General features: G+C 70.6%; 12 protein-coding genes. 2 read left to right on the top strand and 10 right to left on the bottom strand.

The genetic code is table 11. From position 1 onward, the window contains the following. Window positions 1-135: 135 nt before the first annotated feature. Together hisS and ACFV5H_RS22065 are read right to left on the bottom strand one after the other, a co-directional pair. On the bottom strand, window positions 136-1,398 hold the full coding sequence (gene hisS / locus ACFV5H_RS22070; RefSeq protein ID WP_385196823.1) for a histidine--tRNA ligase: 1,263 nt from the start codon (window positions 1,396-1,398) through the stop codon (window positions 136-138). 11 nt (window positions 1,399-1,409) lie between these two features. Next, window positions 1,410-2,120 (bottom strand): MBL fold metallo-hydrolase, encoded by a 711-nt coding sequence (locus tag ACFV5H_RS22065; protein ID WP_385057355.1) that lies wholly within the window; start codon window positions 2,118-2,120, stop codon window positions 1,410-1,412. Window positions 2,121-2,303: 183 nt separating this feature from the next. Here ACFV5H_RS22065 and ACFV5H_RS22060 point away from each other — a divergent pair, with 183 nt between their 5' ends. Then, on the top strand, window positions 2,304-3,125 hold the full coding sequence (locus ACFV5H_RS22060; protein ID WP_385057357.1) for a peptidylprolyl isomerase: 822 nt from the start codon (window positions 2,304-2,306) through the stop codon (window positions 3,123-3,125). 138 nt (window positions 3,126-3,263) lie between these two features. Further along, window positions 3,264-4,493 (top strand): DUF349 domain-containing protein, encoded by a 1,230-nt coding sequence (locus ACFV5H_RS22055; protein WP_385057359.1) that lies wholly within the window; start codon window positions 3,264-3,266, stop codon window positions 4,491-4,493. Window positions 4,494-4,567: 74 nt separating this feature from the next. Here ACFV5H_RS22055 and relA read toward each other — a convergent pair whose 3' ends face one another. The 8 genes from relA to ruvC form a co-directional block, all read right to left on the bottom strand. Beyond that, complete coding sequence (relA, locus tag ACFV5H_RS22050; RefSeq protein WP_385057361.1) at window positions 4,568-7,090, bottom strand: GTP pyrophosphokinase; 2,523 nt, start codon at window positions 7,088-7,090, stop codon at window positions 4,568-4,570. Window positions 7,091-7,530: 440 nt separating this feature from the next. Further along, entirely contained in the window at window positions 7,531-8,070 is a 540-nt protein-coding gene (locus tag ACFV5H_RS22045) for an adenine phosphoribosyltransferase (protein ID WP_073933767.1), read from the bottom strand. Continuing rightward, complete coding sequence (gene secF / locus ACFV5H_RS22040; RefSeq protein WP_385196821.1) at window positions 8,067-9,185, bottom strand: protein translocase subunit SecF; 1,119 nt, start codon at window positions 9,183-9,185, stop codon at window positions 8,067-8,069. The genes ACFV5H_RS22045 and secF overlap by 4 nt, the downstream gene beginning before the upstream one ends. A gap of 1 nt (window position 9,186) precedes the next feature. Then, a complete protein-coding gene (gene secD / locus ACFV5H_RS22035; RefSeq protein WP_385057365.1) occupies window positions 9,187-10,959 on the bottom strand; it encodes a protein translocase subunit SecD in 1,773 nt (590 codons plus the stop codon). 132 nt (window positions 10,960-11,091) lie between these two features. Beyond that, window positions 11,092-11,583 carry a preprotein translocase subunit YajC gene (yajC, locus tag ACFV5H_RS22030; protein ID WP_073933764.1) on the bottom strand — a complete coding sequence of 164 codons (492 nt, stop codon included), beginning with the start codon at window positions 11,581-11,583 and terminating at the stop codon, window positions 11,092-11,094. Window positions 11,584-11,748: 165 nt separating this feature from the next. Further along, window positions 11,749-12,822, bottom strand: a complete 1,074-nt coding sequence (gene ruvB, locus ACFV5H_RS22025) for a Holliday junction branch migration DNA helicase RuvB (RefSeq protein ID WP_385196818.1) — start codon at window positions 12,820-12,822, stop codon at window positions 11,749-11,751. Window positions 12,823-12,850: 28 nt separating this feature from the next. After that, on the bottom strand, window positions 12,851-13,456 hold the full coding sequence (ruvA, locus tag ACFV5H_RS22020) for a Holliday junction branch migration protein RuvA (RefSeq protein WP_385049130.1): 606 nt from the start codon (window positions 13,454-13,456) through the stop codon (window positions 12,851-12,853). Beyond that, window positions 13,453-14,019 carry a crossover junction endodeoxyribonuclease RuvC gene (gene ruvC / locus ACFV5H_RS22015; RefSeq protein WP_385049133.1) on the bottom strand — a complete coding sequence of 189 codons (567 nt, stop codon included), beginning with the start codon at window positions 14,017-14,019 and terminating at the stop codon, window positions 13,453-13,455. Before ruvC ends, ruvA begins: the two co-directional genes overlap by 4 nt. Window positions 14,020-14,068: the final 49 nt, after the last annotated feature.

Genomic DNA, 14,068 nt, shown 5'->3' with positions numbered 1-14,068 from the left:
CGGCCGATGTCCGGGGGACGGTCGCACATGCGCTCCGCCCGGGATCATCCGGCCGGGTGAAGCCGCCCGCAGGCGTTGACGACGAAGGCGCCGGTGCCCCGCGCGGGCCTCCGGCGCCTTCGTCGGTACGAGGGGTCAGCCGAGCCGTGACTCCAGTTCCGCCACGATCTCGTTGACGCCGACCGCCGTCTGCTCGCCGGACTCCATGTCCTTGAGCTGGACGACGCCCTCGGCGAGGTCGCGTTCGCCCAGGACCAGGGCGTAGCGGGCGCCCGAGCGGTTGGCGGCCTTCATCGCGGCCTTGAGGCCCTTGCTCCCGTAACTGAAGTCGGCTGCCACGCCGTTCTTGCGCAGCTCGGTGACCTTGGCGAACAGCACCCGGCGGGCCTCCTCGCCGAGCGGGACGGCGAACACGCTGGTGGCGGCGGGGATTTCGAGCTCGACGCCCTCCGCCTCCAGGGCCAGCACGGTGCGGTCGACGCCGAGGGCCCAGCCGACGGACGGCAGCGCGGGGCCGCCGATCATCTCGGACAGGCCGTCGTAACGGCCGCCGCCGCCCACCGCGGACTGGGAGCCGAGACCGTCGTGGACGAACTCGAAGGTCGTACGGGTGTAGTAGTCGAGGCCGCGCACCAGCTTGGGGTCGTCCTCGAAGGCCACGCCCGCCGCCGTGATCAGCTCGCGGACCTCCTCGTGGTACGCCTTGCAGGCGTCGCAGAGGTAGTCGCGCAGCAGGGGCGCGCCGGTGAGCTGCTTCTGCACCGACTCGCGCTTGTCGTCCAGGACGCGCAGCGGGTTGATCTCCGCGCGGCGCAGGGTGTCCTCGTCCAGGTCGAGGCCGCGCAGGAAGTCCTGCAGCGCGGCCCGGTACACCGGGCGGCACTCCTTGTCGCCGAGGCTGTTGAGCAGGATGCGGAAGTTCTGCAGGCCCAGCGAGCGGTACGCCTGGTCGGCGAGGATGATCAGCTCGGCGTCGAGGGCCGGGTCCTCCGCGCCGATCGCCTCGGCGCCGACCTGGGAGAAGTGGCGGTAACGGCCCTTCTGGGGGCGCTCGTAGCGGTAGTAGGAGCCGGAGTACCAGAGCTTGACCGGGAGGTTGCCCGCCTTGTGCAGGCTGGCCTCCAGGGCCGCGCGCAGCACGGAGGCGGTGCCTTCGGGACGCAGGGCGAGCCGGTCGCCGCCCTTGGTCTCGAAGGCGTACATCTCCTTGGTGACGATGTCGGTGGACTCACCGACACCGCGTGCGAACAGTTCGACGTTCTCGAAGCCGGGCGTCTCGATGTAGCCGTAGCCGGAGCCCCGCAGCGGGGCGGCGATGGCCTCGCGGACGGCGAGGTACTTGGCGCTGTCCGGCGGGATCAGGTCGTACGTGCCCTTGGGGGCCTTGAAGGTGCTCACGGAAGGTCTCGTCACATTCCTCGTCGGGGAGCCTCGGTGGTGGCTCCCTGGCCGGCGGCCACCTGCCGCAGATACGGGTTGGTGGCGCGCTCCTGGCCGATGGTCGTCTGGGGGCCGTGGCCGGACAGCACCACGGTCGAGTCGTCGAGCGGCAGGCACACGCGGGCCAGGGACTCGAGCATGTCGTCCATGGAGCCGCCCGGCAGGTCGGTGCGTCCGATGGAGCCGGCGAACAGCAGGTCGCCCGAGAACATGAGCGGCGGGATGTCCGCCGCCTCGGGCAGGCCGAAGGTCACCGACCCCTTGGTATGGCCCGGCGCGTGCGCGACGGAGAACGTGAGGCCCGCGAGGTCCAGCCGCGTGCCGTCGGTGAGTTCCCTGACGTCGTCCGGCTCCCCCACCGTCAGCTCGCCCATCAGCGGCATGCCGATGGCGCGGCCGATGCCCTTCTCGGGGTCGCTCATCATGTAGCGGTCCCCGGGGTGGATCCAGGCCGGTACGTCGTGCGCCCCGCACACCGGGACGACCGAGGCGACGTGGTCGATGTGACCGTGGGTGAGGACGACGGCGACGGGCTTGAGCCGGTGCTTGCGGACCGCCTCCGCGACGCCGTCGGCGGCCTGGTGGCCGGGGTCGATGATCACGCACTCCTCACCGGCGGCGGGGGCGACGAGATAACAGTTCGTCCCCCAGGCCCCGGCGGGGAACCCGGCAATGAGCACGATCGTCCTTCGTTGTGTCGATACGGGAGGCTTGCGACGGGGCTGCGCCCGTGGTCAGAGCCTACCGGCGCTGCCGATTCCTCAGCGAACCCATATACGGTACGGGGCACACGCAGGCGGTCGGCTCACCGCACGCACGCACGCGTACCGGCCGGCACACGAGACGCATGAGGAGAGAATCCGGTGGTCAGCCAGGAGCAGCGGCGGCGTCAGCTCGCCCGGGAGAAGTTCTTGCGGCAGCAGCAGCGGCGCACCGAAGCACGGCGGAAGTCGCGGACGCGCAACTCGGTGATCGCGTCCGTGCTCGGTGTGGTCCTCGTGGGCGGCGGCGCGCTGTACACGACCGGGGCGTTCGAGCAGGACGACGACAAGACCAACGCGAACGCGGAGGTCACACCGAGCGCCGCACCGACCAGCAAGGCTCCGGACCCGTGCGACAAGCCCGCCGAGGGCAAGGTCGCGTCGAAGACCTGGAAGAAGGAGCCGGCGGTCGCCATCGACAAGTCGGCGAAGTACACCCTGAAGCTGGACACGACCTGCGGCGGGATAGACGTGGCGCTGAAGGCGTCGGCGGCCCCGCACACGGTCAACTCGTTCGACTTCCTGGCGAAGAAGGGCTACTTCGACCACAGCAAGTGCCACCGGCTCACCACGAACGGCATCTACGTGCTGCAGTGCGGTGACCCGACGGGCACCGGCACCGGCGGTCCCGGCTACACGATCCCGGACGAGAACCTGAAGGACAAAAGCCTGAAGGACAACATCTACCCGGCGGGCACGGTCGCGATGGCCAACACCGGGCAGGCGGACAGTGGCGGCAGTCAGTTCTTCCTGGTCTACCAGGACAGCCAGCTTCCGCCCAGCTACACCCCGTTCGGCACCGTCTCGGACGCCGGCATGGAGGTGCTGAAGAAGATCGCCGACGCCGGGGAGAACACCGGAGCGGGTGACGGGGCGCCCAACGCGACGGTCGTGATCGACAAGGCGACCGTCACCGAATCCTGACCCCCAACTGCGAAATTTCGGTCGCGCGGGATGCGGACAGGCATCCCGTCGGTCGCCTATGTTGGCCGTGACGAAACTGTGGACGATGCCCGGGGGAGCTTCGAGGCCCCCTCGACGGCATCATGTGGAGGAGGCGCTGTGAGCAGCGACCCGTGGGGCCGCGTCGACGAGACGGGGACCGTGTACGTGCGTACGGCCGACGGCGAGCAGGTCGTCGGTTCCTGGCAGGCCGGCTCCCCCGAGGAGGCGCTGGCCTACTTCGAGCGCAAGTACGAGGGCCTGGTTGTCGAGATCGGCCTCCTCGAGAAGCGAGTGAAGACCACCGACCTGTCGTCCAAGGACGCCCAGACCGCGATCGGGCACCTGCGCGAGCAGGTGGACGCGCACCACGCGGTCGGCGACCTGGAGGCCCTCAGGGCCCGGCTGGACAAGCTCGTGGAGCTGGTGGAGGCGCGCCGCGAGGAGCGCAAGGCACAGCGGGCCAAGCAGTCCGACGAGGCGCGTCACGCCAAGGAGGCGCTGGTCGTCGAGGCGGAGGAGCTGGCGCAGTCCGACCAGTGGCGGGCCGCCGGTGAGCGGCTGCGGGCGCTGGTGGACACCTGGAAGGGCCTGCCGCGGCTGGACCGCAAGTCGGACGACGAGCTGTGGCACCGGTTCTCGCACGCGCGGTCGGCGTTCTCCAAGCGGCGCAAGCAGCACTTCGCGCAGCTGGACGCGCAGCGCGAGGAGGCCCGTCAGGCCAAGGAGCGGCTGGTCGCGGAGGCCGAGTCGCTGTCGGGCTCGACGGACTGGGGGCCGACGGCCGCCCGCTACCGCGACCTGATGTCGGAGTGGAAGGCCGCGGGCCGCGCCCAGCGCGAGCACGAGGACGACCTGTGGAACCGCTTCCGCGGCGCCCAGGACGTCTTCTTCGCCGCCCGCAGCTCGGTCTTCGCCGAGCGGGACGCGGAGCAGACCGAGAACCTCAAGCTCAAGGAGGAGCTGGCCGAGGAGGCCGAGAAGCTCCTGCCGATCACGGAACTGAAGGCCGCGCGGGCCGCGTTCCGCGGGATCAACGAGCGCTGGGAGGCCATCGGCCATGTGCCGCGGGACGCCCGCCCGAAGGTCGAGGGCCGGATGCACACCGTGGAGCGGGCCCTGCAGGAGGCCGAGGAGGCCGAGTGGCGCCGGACGAACCCGGAGGCGCGCGCGCGTGCCGCGGGTCTGACCGGTCAGCTCCAGGCCGCCGTGGACAAGCTGAAGGGCCAGATCGAGCAGGCCAGGGCGCAGGGCAACACCGCCAAGGCGGAGAAGCTGGAGCGGGAGCTGGAGGGCCGCCAGGCCCTGCTGGACCAGGCGCTGAAGGGTCTGCACGAGTTCGGCGGCTGAACTCGCGCACGGCACACGAAAGGGGGCTCCCGTACCCGAGGTACGGGAGCCCCCTTTCGTGCGTCTGCCGTCCGCTACGTGCGGTTGCGGGCCGAGGTCACCCGGTAGACGTCGTAGACGCCCTCCACGCCGCGTACGGCCTTCAGGACGTGACCGAGGTGCTTGGGGTCGCCCATCTCGAAGGTGAAGCGGGAGGTGGCGACACGGTCGCGGGAGGTCTGGACGGCCGCGGAGAGGATGTTGACGTGCTGGTCGGACAGTACGCGTGTGACGTCCGACAGCAGCCGGGACCGGTCGAGGGCCTCGACCTGGATGGCGACCAGGAAGACCGAGGACTGGGTGGGCGCCCACTCGACGTCGAGGATCCGCTCGGGCTCCCGGGACAGCGAGTCGACGTTGACGCAGTCGCTGCGGTGCACCGATACGCCGCTGCCCCGGGTCACGAATCCGATGATCGGGTCGCCGGGCACCGGCGTACAGCAGCGGGCCAGCTTCACCCAGACGTCCTCGACGCCCTTGACGACGACACCGGGGTCGGCGCTGGAGCGGCGCTTGCGGCTGCGGGCCGGCGGGACCGACTCGTCGATCTCCTCGGTGGCGGCCTCCTCGCCGCCGAGGGCCTGGACGAGCTTCTGCACGATGTTCTGCGCGGAGACATGGCCCTCGCCGATCGCCGCGTACAGCGCGGAGATGTCCGAGTAGCGCATCTCGTGCGCCAGCGTGACCAGCGAGTCACCGGTGAGGATGCGCTGGATCGGCAGGTTCTGCTTGCGCATCGCGCGGACGATGGAGTCCTTGCCGTGCTCGATGGCCTCGTCGCGGCGCTCCTTGGAGAACCAGGCGCGGATCTTGTTGCGGGCGCGCGGCGACTTGACGAAGCCGAGCCAGTCGCGGGAGGGGCCGGCGCCGGCCGCCTTGGAGGTGAAGACCTCCACCAGGTCGCCGTTGTCGAGGGTCGACTCCAGCGGTACGAGGCGGCCGTTGACCCGCGCCCCGATGGTGCGGTGGCCGACCTCGGTGTGGACGGCGTAGGCGAAGTCCACGGGGGTGGCACTCGCGGGCAGCGCTATGACGTCACCCTTGGGGGTGAAGACGAAGACCTCGTTGCGGGACAGGTCGAAACGCAGGGACTCCAGGAACTCGCCGGGGTCCTCGGTCTCCTTCTGCCAGTCCAGGAGCTGCCGCAGCCAGGCCATGTCGTTGAGGTGGTCGTCCTTGCCCTTGCCGGACGACTTGGGCGCGTCGGTGCGGACCTTGGAGGCGCCGGCGACGGCCTCCTGCTTGTACTTCCAGTGCGCGGCGATGCCGTACTCCGCGCGGCGGTGCATGTCGAAGGTGCGGATCTGCAGCTCGACGGGCTTGCCGCCGGGCCCGATGACCGTCGTGTGCAGCGACTGGTACATGTTGAACTTGGGCATCGCGATGTAGTCCTTGAACCGGCCGGGGACCGGGTTCCATCGCGCGTGCACCGTGCCGAGTGCCGCGTAGCAGTCGCGGACGGTGTCCACCAGGACGCGGATGCCCACCAGGTCGTAGATCTCCGCGAAGTCGCGGCCGCGGACGATCATCTTCTGGTAGACGCTGTAGTAGTGCTTGGGGCGGCCGGTGACGGTGGCCTTGATGCGGGCGGCGCGCAGGTCCTGCTGCACCTCGTCGGTGACTATGGCGAGGTACTCGTCGCGCTTGGGGGCGCGCTCGGCGACCAGGCGGACGATCTCGTCGTACATCTTGGGGTAGAGGATCGCGAAGGCGAGGTCCTCCAGCTCCCACTTGATGGTGTTCATGCCCAGGCGGTGGGCGAGCGGCGCGTAGATCTCCAGGGTCTCGCGCGCCTTCTTCTCCTGCTTCTCGCGCTTGAGGTAGCGCATGGTGCGCATGTTGTGCAGGCGGTCGGCGAGCTTGATGACCAGGACGCGCGGGTCCTTGGCCATGGCGACGACCATCTTGCGCACGGTCTCGGCCTGCGCGGCCTCGCCGAACTTGACCTTGTCGAGCTTGGTGACGCCGTCGACGAGGAGGGTGACCACGTCGCCGAAGTCCCGGCGCAGGTCCTCCAGGCCGTACTCGGTGTCCTCGACGGTGTCGTGCAGCAGTCCGGCCATGAGCGTGGCCGGGTCCATGCCGAGCTCGGCGAGGATGGTGGTGACGGCGAGCGGGTGCGTGATGTACGGGTCGCCGCTCTTGCGCTTCTGGCCGCGGTGCCAGCGCTCGGCGACCTGGTAGGCGCGCTCGATCTGGCGGAGCGTGGCGTTCTCGATCTTGGGGTCGTTGCTGCGGACGATCCGCAGCAGCGGTTCCAGGACCGGGTTGTACGGGTTGGCGCGCTGGACGCCGAGCCGGGCGAGGCGGGCGCGGACGCGGTTGGAGGAGCCGGAGCGCGGCTGGCCGGTGTTCGGGCGGGCCAGGGGCGCGGAGCGCTCGGGCGGGGCCGGCTTGGGGCGCGGCTGCTCGGGCTTGTCGACCGGCGCGGACTGGGCGTGCTGGACCGGCCCGCGCGTGTCGTTCTTCGCGTGGGGCGCGCTCGGCGCGGGCTTGGCCGCGGCCGCCGAGGCGGACTCGGGCTTGGCGGCGGTCAGGTGCTGGGCCTCGTCTGGCAAGAGGGCTCCTCGTGCGCGATCCGGGTCCCCCGGTCAGGCTCCGGAAACCCCATGGTAGCGATCCCGTGCCCGTGGATCGCCTGCGGGCGGATGTGAGGACGGTCTACTTCCGGAACACCCGAGGCGGGCACCGGATTCCTCCGGGCCCGCCCGAACGGCGTCCCCCGTGCACGATCCACGTGCATCACCGCAGGCCGGACCGTGAACAGCACCCCCTGAAAGACGGCCCGCCCCGGAAACACCCGAAGCGGGCACCGGATTCCTCCGAGTCCGCCCGAACGGTGTTCCCTGTGCGGTCCACGTGCGACGCCGCAGGCCGGACCGTGAAGAGGGCCCCTGAAAGACGGCCCGCCCCCGGAAACACCCCAAGCGGGCACCGGATTCCTCCGGGCCCGCCCGAGTGGTGTTCCCTGTGTGCGGTTCGCGTGCGGCGCCGCTGGTCAGACCGTGAGCAGCGCTTCCAGCGGGGCGCCGGCCAGGGCCGGTTCCAGCCGGGCGCGGCCGCCGAGGAAGCCGAGCTCCATCAGTACGGCCAGGCCCGCGACCTCGGCGCCCGCCCTGCGGATGAGCTGGACCGACGCCTCGGCGGTGCCGCCGGTGGCGAGGACGTCGTCGACCACCAGAACGCGGTCGGCGGCGCTCAGGTCCTCGGCGTGCACCTCGATCTCGGCGGAGCCGTACTCCAGGTCGTACGCCTGGCTGAGGGTGGCTCCGGGGAGCTTGCCCGCCTTGCGTACGGGGATGAAGCCGAGGCCCGCGCGGATGGCGACCGGGGCGCCGAGGATGAACCCGCGGGCCTCCAGGCCGACGACCTTGGTGGCGCCGGTGGCGCGGGCGATGTCGGCGAGGGCGTCGCTGAGCGCGGAGAACGCCGCGGGGTCCGCCAGGAGCGGGGTGATGTCCTTGAACATCACGCCCGGCTCCGGGTAGTCCGCCACGTCCCGGATGCGGCTGAGCAGCAGCTCTCTGATCTCGGTCATCGGCGCTTCCCTGAGGGACGGCCCCGGCCGCGGGTGCGGGTGGCCGACTGGTCGCGCGGGCCGACGACCGCGGGTGCGGCGTCCTCGGGCTCGTCGTCGTGGTCCTCGCCGGTGACCGGGGCCTCCTGCGTCCCGTCCGCGGTCGCGCCCTGGGCGCGCTTGGCCAGGACGCGCTTCTTCAGCGACTTCATCGCCGGCTCGCGCTCCTTGAGGTCGGCGACGAGCGGGGTGGCGATGAAGATCGAGGAGTACGCGCCGGCGGCGAGGCCGACGAACAGCGACAGCGAGATGTCGTTCAGCATGCCGGCGCCGAGGACACCGCCACCGATGAACAGCAGGCCGCCCACCGGCAGCAGCGCGACCACCGTGGTGTTGATGGAGCGGACCAGGGTGCTGTTGATGGAACGGTTGGCGATCTCGCTGTAGGTCCAGCGGGTCTGCTTGGTGATGTCCTTGGTCTGTTCCTTGAGGCTGTCGAAGACGACGACCGTGTCGTAGAGCGAGTAACCGAGGATGGTCAGCAGACCGATCACCGTGCCCGGCGTGACCTCGAAGCCGACGAGGGCGTAGATGCCGACGGTGATGGTGATGTCGTGGATCAGGGCGACGAACGCGGCGAGTGCCATGCGCCACTCGAAGGCGATCGCCAGGTAGATCACGACCAGGATCATGAAGATGGCGAGGCCCTGCCAGGCCTTGTTGGCGATCTGCTCGCCCCAGCTCGGGCCGACCAGCTCGGCGTTGATCCGCTCGTCGTCGACCTTGAGGTCCTCGGCGAGCTTGTCCTTGATGCTGTCCGAGGTCTTGGTGTCGATGCCCGCGACCTGGATGCGCAGGCTGCCGTCACCGAGCTTCTGGACGATCGCGTCGTGACCGGAGGCGTCCTCCGCGTACCCCTCGGCCTGGGCGACCGAGACGCTCATGTTCTTCGGGGTGGTGAAGACCGCTCCGCCCTGGAACTCGATGCCCATGTGCAGGCCGCGCACCGCCAGGCCGAGGATGGCCGTGATGGTGATCAGGATGGAGATGCCGTACCAGATCTTGCGGTTCTTGATGAAGTCGTAGCCGACCTCGCCGTGGTGCAGCCGGGCCCCGAGGGTGCCGAGTTTCGACATCTCACGCCTCCTTCGTCTGGGTGGGGGCGGAGGGACGGCGGGTGCGGCGCAGGGGCGGCTTCGCACCCAGCGCCTCCGGGTCGAGACCGGACCACTTGTGGCCGCTCGCGAAGAACTTGCGGCGGGCCATCAGCGTCAGCAGCGGCTTGGTGAAGAGGAACACCACCACGACGTCGAGCACGGTGGTCAGGCCGAGCGTGAACGCGAAGCCCTGGACCTTGCCGACGGTGACGACGAAGAGCACCGCGGCGGCGAGGAACGACACGAAGTCGGAGACCAGGATGGTGCGCCGGGCGCGCGGCCAGGCCCGCTCCACGGAGGGACGCAGGGTGCGGCCCTCGCGGATCTCGTCCCGGACCCGTTCGAAGAACACGATGAACGAGTCCGCCGTGATGCCGATCGCGACGATGGCACCGCACACGGCCGGCAGGTTCAGCGCGAAGCCGATGGTCGGGCCGAGCAGCGACATGATCACGTAGGTGAGGGCGGCGGACACCAGCAGCGACAGGATCGCGATGAAGGACAGGCCGCGGTAGTAGACCAGCAGGTAGATGACGACCAGGGCGAGGCCGATGGCACCGGCGATCAGACCGGCCTTCAGCTGCTCACCGCCGAGCGCGGCGGTGACGGTGGTGACGCTGTCCTCGCGGAAGGTCAGCGGCAGGGCGCCGTAGGACAGCATGTTGGCCAGTTCCTGGGCCGACTGCTGGGTGAAGTTGCCGGAGATCTCGGCGTTGCCGCCGGTCAGGGCCTGGCTGACGTACGGGTCGGAGACGACCTCGTTGTCCAGGACGATGGCGAACTGGTTCTGCGGGGACTGGTTCTGGGCGAGCTGGCCGGTGATGTCGGCGAACTTCTTGGCGCCCTTGTCCGTGAAGTCCATGGTGACGGTCCAGCCGGCACCGGTCTGGGTGTTCAGGACGGCGTCGGCCTCGTCGACGTCCGTGCCGTCGACCGCGGCGGGACCGAGGATGTACTTCTGCCACTGGCCCTGGGAATTCTGGCCACAGGCGACGGTCGAGTCGCCGGCCTTGGAACCGTCACCGGCCTTGGCGCGGACGCTCTCCTTGGTGCAGTCGAGCGCGGCGTACTGGGCCTGGAGCTTGCTGTCGGCGTCGCCGGAGGTGCCGCCGGTCGCGGACGCGGAGGGGCTGGCCCCGTCCTCGGCCGTGCCGCTCGGGGAGGCGGACGGCGTCTCGTCGGCCTTCAGCGCGTCGGTGACGGCACGGCCCTGGGTGGTGGCGCTCGCCGACGGGGAGGAACCGTCGGTCGCCTTCTCCGTGGCCTTGTCGGTCGCCTTGTCCTTGTCGGAGTCCTGCTCCGCGCCGTCGCTGGTCGCGCTGGGCGTGGGAGCGGCGCCGCCACCGGCGAGTTCGGTGGCGACGACCGGGCGGAAGTACAGCTTGGCGGTGGTGCCCACCTGGTCCCGGGCCTGCTTGGAATTGGTGCCCTTGGGAATGTTGACGATGATGTTGCGGTCACCCTGCGTCTGGACCTCGGCCTCCGAGACGCCAAGACCGTTGACACGCCGCTCCATGATGGAGACCGCGGTGTTCATGTTGGTCTTGTTGATCGCGGACTCCTGGCCGGCCTCGGGGACCGCCGCCAGCGTGATGCTCGTACCACCGGCCAGGTCGATGCCGAGACGCGGAGTGGTGTGCCCGGATGCGAACATGCCGCCGGTGAGCGCCACGATGGCGATCAGGATCAGAGCGAGCGAGCGCCACGGCTTACTTGTGGCGCTCGCGTTCCGTCCCTTTTTGAGTGCTGCCACCTTCTCGTACTCCCTCTCGGGCCGCCTCGCGCCGGATCGGCGGGCGGGCGGCCATGACATGGTGTCGGGACTCCGTGCGAGTCGGGCATGTCCCGGGGCGCGCGGGCAGCACCCGCGCGCCCCGGGCCACGACTACTTCGCGTCGGAGTCGCCGTCGGACTTCTTCGACTGCGCGTCCGCCTTCGCCTCGTCGGCGTCGGCCGGCTCGTCGGCCGCGTCCTTCTTGCCGAGGTCGACAGGCGTGTCGTCGGAGGCGGCGGCAGCGTCGGAGGAGTCGTCGGTCTCGGTGAGGGAGGAGGCGTCGTCGGGGACGACGTCCGCGTCGGACTTCAGGTCGTGCTCGATGCCGTGGACGATGCGGTTGTACTCCTCGTCGGTCAGGACGGCACCGATCGAGTTCTTGGCGAACAGCAGCTCCACACCCGGACCGGCGTCGAGGAGGACCGTGTCTTCACTGACCTCCTTGACCGTGGCGTACATGCCCCCGATGGTGCGGACGCCGGAACCGGGCTGCATCTGGTTCCGCATGTCGATGGCCTGCTGCTGCTTCTTCTTGGCCGACCGGGTCATCAGGAACATGGCCCCGATGAGCACAATGAACGGGAGGAGGGTCAGGAGACTCACGGGTCGGAACTTCCTTCACACGACCGCGATGGTGAACGGCCTGATGGTTGGGGGTATGTACTGCCGCCGACAAGGGTGGCATCGGCGGAGTCTAAGCGAGTCCGCGCGCAGGGAACAACGCTCAGCATGGCACCGGGGTTCCTGCCCGGGCCATCGTCCTCGCCGTCACGCCCCGAACAGGTCCCCTTGTCCGTTTCCAGGGGTCCCCGAGCGGGGCGGCGTGAGGCCGAGATGCGCCCATGCCGCCGGGGTGGCGACCCGCCCGCGCGGGGTGCGGGCGAGCAGGCCCTCCCGTACGAGGAAGGGTTCGGCCACCTCTTCCACGGTCTCACGTTCCTCCCCGACCGCGACGGAGAGCGTGGACAGGCCGACCGGTCCGCCGCCGAACAGCTTCAGCAGGGCCTCCAGTACGGCCCGGTCCAGCCGGTCGAGGCCCCGGGCGTCGACCTCGTAGACGGCGAGGGCCGCCGCGGCGATGTCCTTGGTGATCACCCCGTCGGCCTTGACCTGCGCGTAGTCCCGGACGCGGCGCAGAAGGCGGTTGGCGATACGGGGCGTGCCGCGGGAGCGGCCGGCGATCTCCGCGGCGCCGGCCGGGTCGATCTCCACGTCGAGGAGGCTCGCCGAGCGGTGGACGACCCGCTCCAGCTCGGCGGGCTCGTAGAACTCCATGTGCGCGGTGAAGCCGAAGCGGTCGCGCAGCGGGGGCGGCAGCAGGCCGGCCCGGGTGGTGGCGCCGACCAGGGTGAAGGGGGGCAGTTCGAGGGGGATGGCGGTGGCGCCGGGGCCCTTGCCGACGATCACGTCGACGCGGAAGTCCTCCATCGCCATGTAGAGCATCTCCTCGGCGGGCCGGGACATGCGGTGGATCTCGTCGAGGAAGAGCACCTCGCCCTCCTGGAGGGAGGAGAGGATCGCCGCGAGGTCGCCCGCATGCTGGATGGCGGGGCCCGAGGTGATGCGGATGGGGGCTTCCATCTCGGCGGCGATGATCATCGAGAGGGTGGTCTTGCCGAGGCCGGGGGCGCCGGAGAGCAGCACGTGGTCGGCGGTGGCGCCCCGCGCGCGGGCGGCGCGCAGCACGAGGTCGAGCTGCTCGCGGACCTTCTCCTGGCCGATGAACTCGCCCAGGTCCTTGGGGCGCAGGGCGGCCTCGACGGCCTGGTCCTCGCGGTCGGCGACAGAGCCCACCAGCCGCTCGCCGGTGGCGTCGGTGTCGGTGGTGTCGTCCCAGTTCATGTGCGTATGCCTCAGCTCTCCGTACGGGCTATCGGGCGCGGTTCAGCGTCTGCAGGGCCGCCTTCAGCAGCTGCCCCACCTGCGGGGTGCCCTCGGCGGCCTCCGCCTGGGGTGCCACGGCGGACACGGCCTCGTCGGCCTCACGGGTCGCGTACCCGAGACCGATCAGGGCGGCGTGCAGCTGGTCGCGCCAGCCGCTGGTGACCGGCGCGCCGACGGCGGGGGCGCCGAGCGGCTCGCCGAGGCGGTCCTTGAGCTCCAGAAGCAGCTTCTGGGCGCCCTTCTTGCCGATGCCGGGGACGGCGGTCAGCGCCTTCTCGTCCCCGGTGGCCACGGCTCTGCGCAGGGCGTCGGGGGTGTGCACGGCGAGCATCGCCTGGGCCAGCCGGGGGCCCACGCCGCTGGCGGTCTGGAGCAGCACGAAGACCTGGCGCTCGTCGTCGTCGGCGAAGCCGTAGAGGGTCAGCGAGTCCTCGCGGACGACGAGGGAGGTGGCGAGTTTCGCGGGCTGTCCGACGCGGAGCGTGGAGAGCGTGTTCGGCGTGCACTGGACGGCCATGCCGACCCCGCCGACCTCGACCACCGCGGTGTCGGGAGCGAGGGCGGCGACCGTGCCGCTGACGAAGGCGATCATGTCGTACGGCCTTTCGATGCGCGCGGGGCTTGTGGTGCGCGGGAGGTTCTGGAGGCGTGCAGGGCGGCGGCCTGCTGGAGCCGGTTCTGCGCGGGGGCACGCCAGATGTGGCAGATGGCGAGCGCGAGGGCGTCGGCGGCGTCGGCGGGCTTCGGCGGCGCGTCCAGCCGCAGCAGGCGGGTGACCATGGCGCCGACCTGCGCCTTGTCGGCGCGGCCCGAGCCGGTGACGGCGGCCTTGACCTCGCTGGGCGTGTGCAGGACGACGGGGATGCCGCGGCGGGAGGCGCACAGGATGGCGACGGCGCTGGCCTGGGCGGTGCCCATCACCGTACGCACGTTGTGCTGGCTGAAGACGCGCTCCACGGCGACGACCTCGGGCCGGTGCTCGTCCAGCCACTGTTCGAGGCCCTGCTCGACGGCGACGAGGCGGTGGCCGAGGTCGGCGTCGGCCGGCGTGCGGACGACGCCCACGCCGAGCATGGTGAGCGGCCGCCCGGCGACGCCCTCCACGACTCCCACACCGCACCGGGTCAGTCCCGGGTCCACCCCCAGTACCCGCACGTGCCACCCCTTTTCCCTCGATCACCTGTTTGTGCAGGCTATCGGGTGC

Source organism: Streptomyces sp. NPDC059787 (genome assembly GCF_042732315.1).
GTDB classification, from domain to species: domain Bacteria; phylum Actinomycetota; class Actinomycetes; order Streptomycetales; family Streptomycetaceae; genus Streptomyces; species Streptomyces atrovirens.
This window is presented reverse-complemented; position numbering and strand designations above follow the sequence as displayed.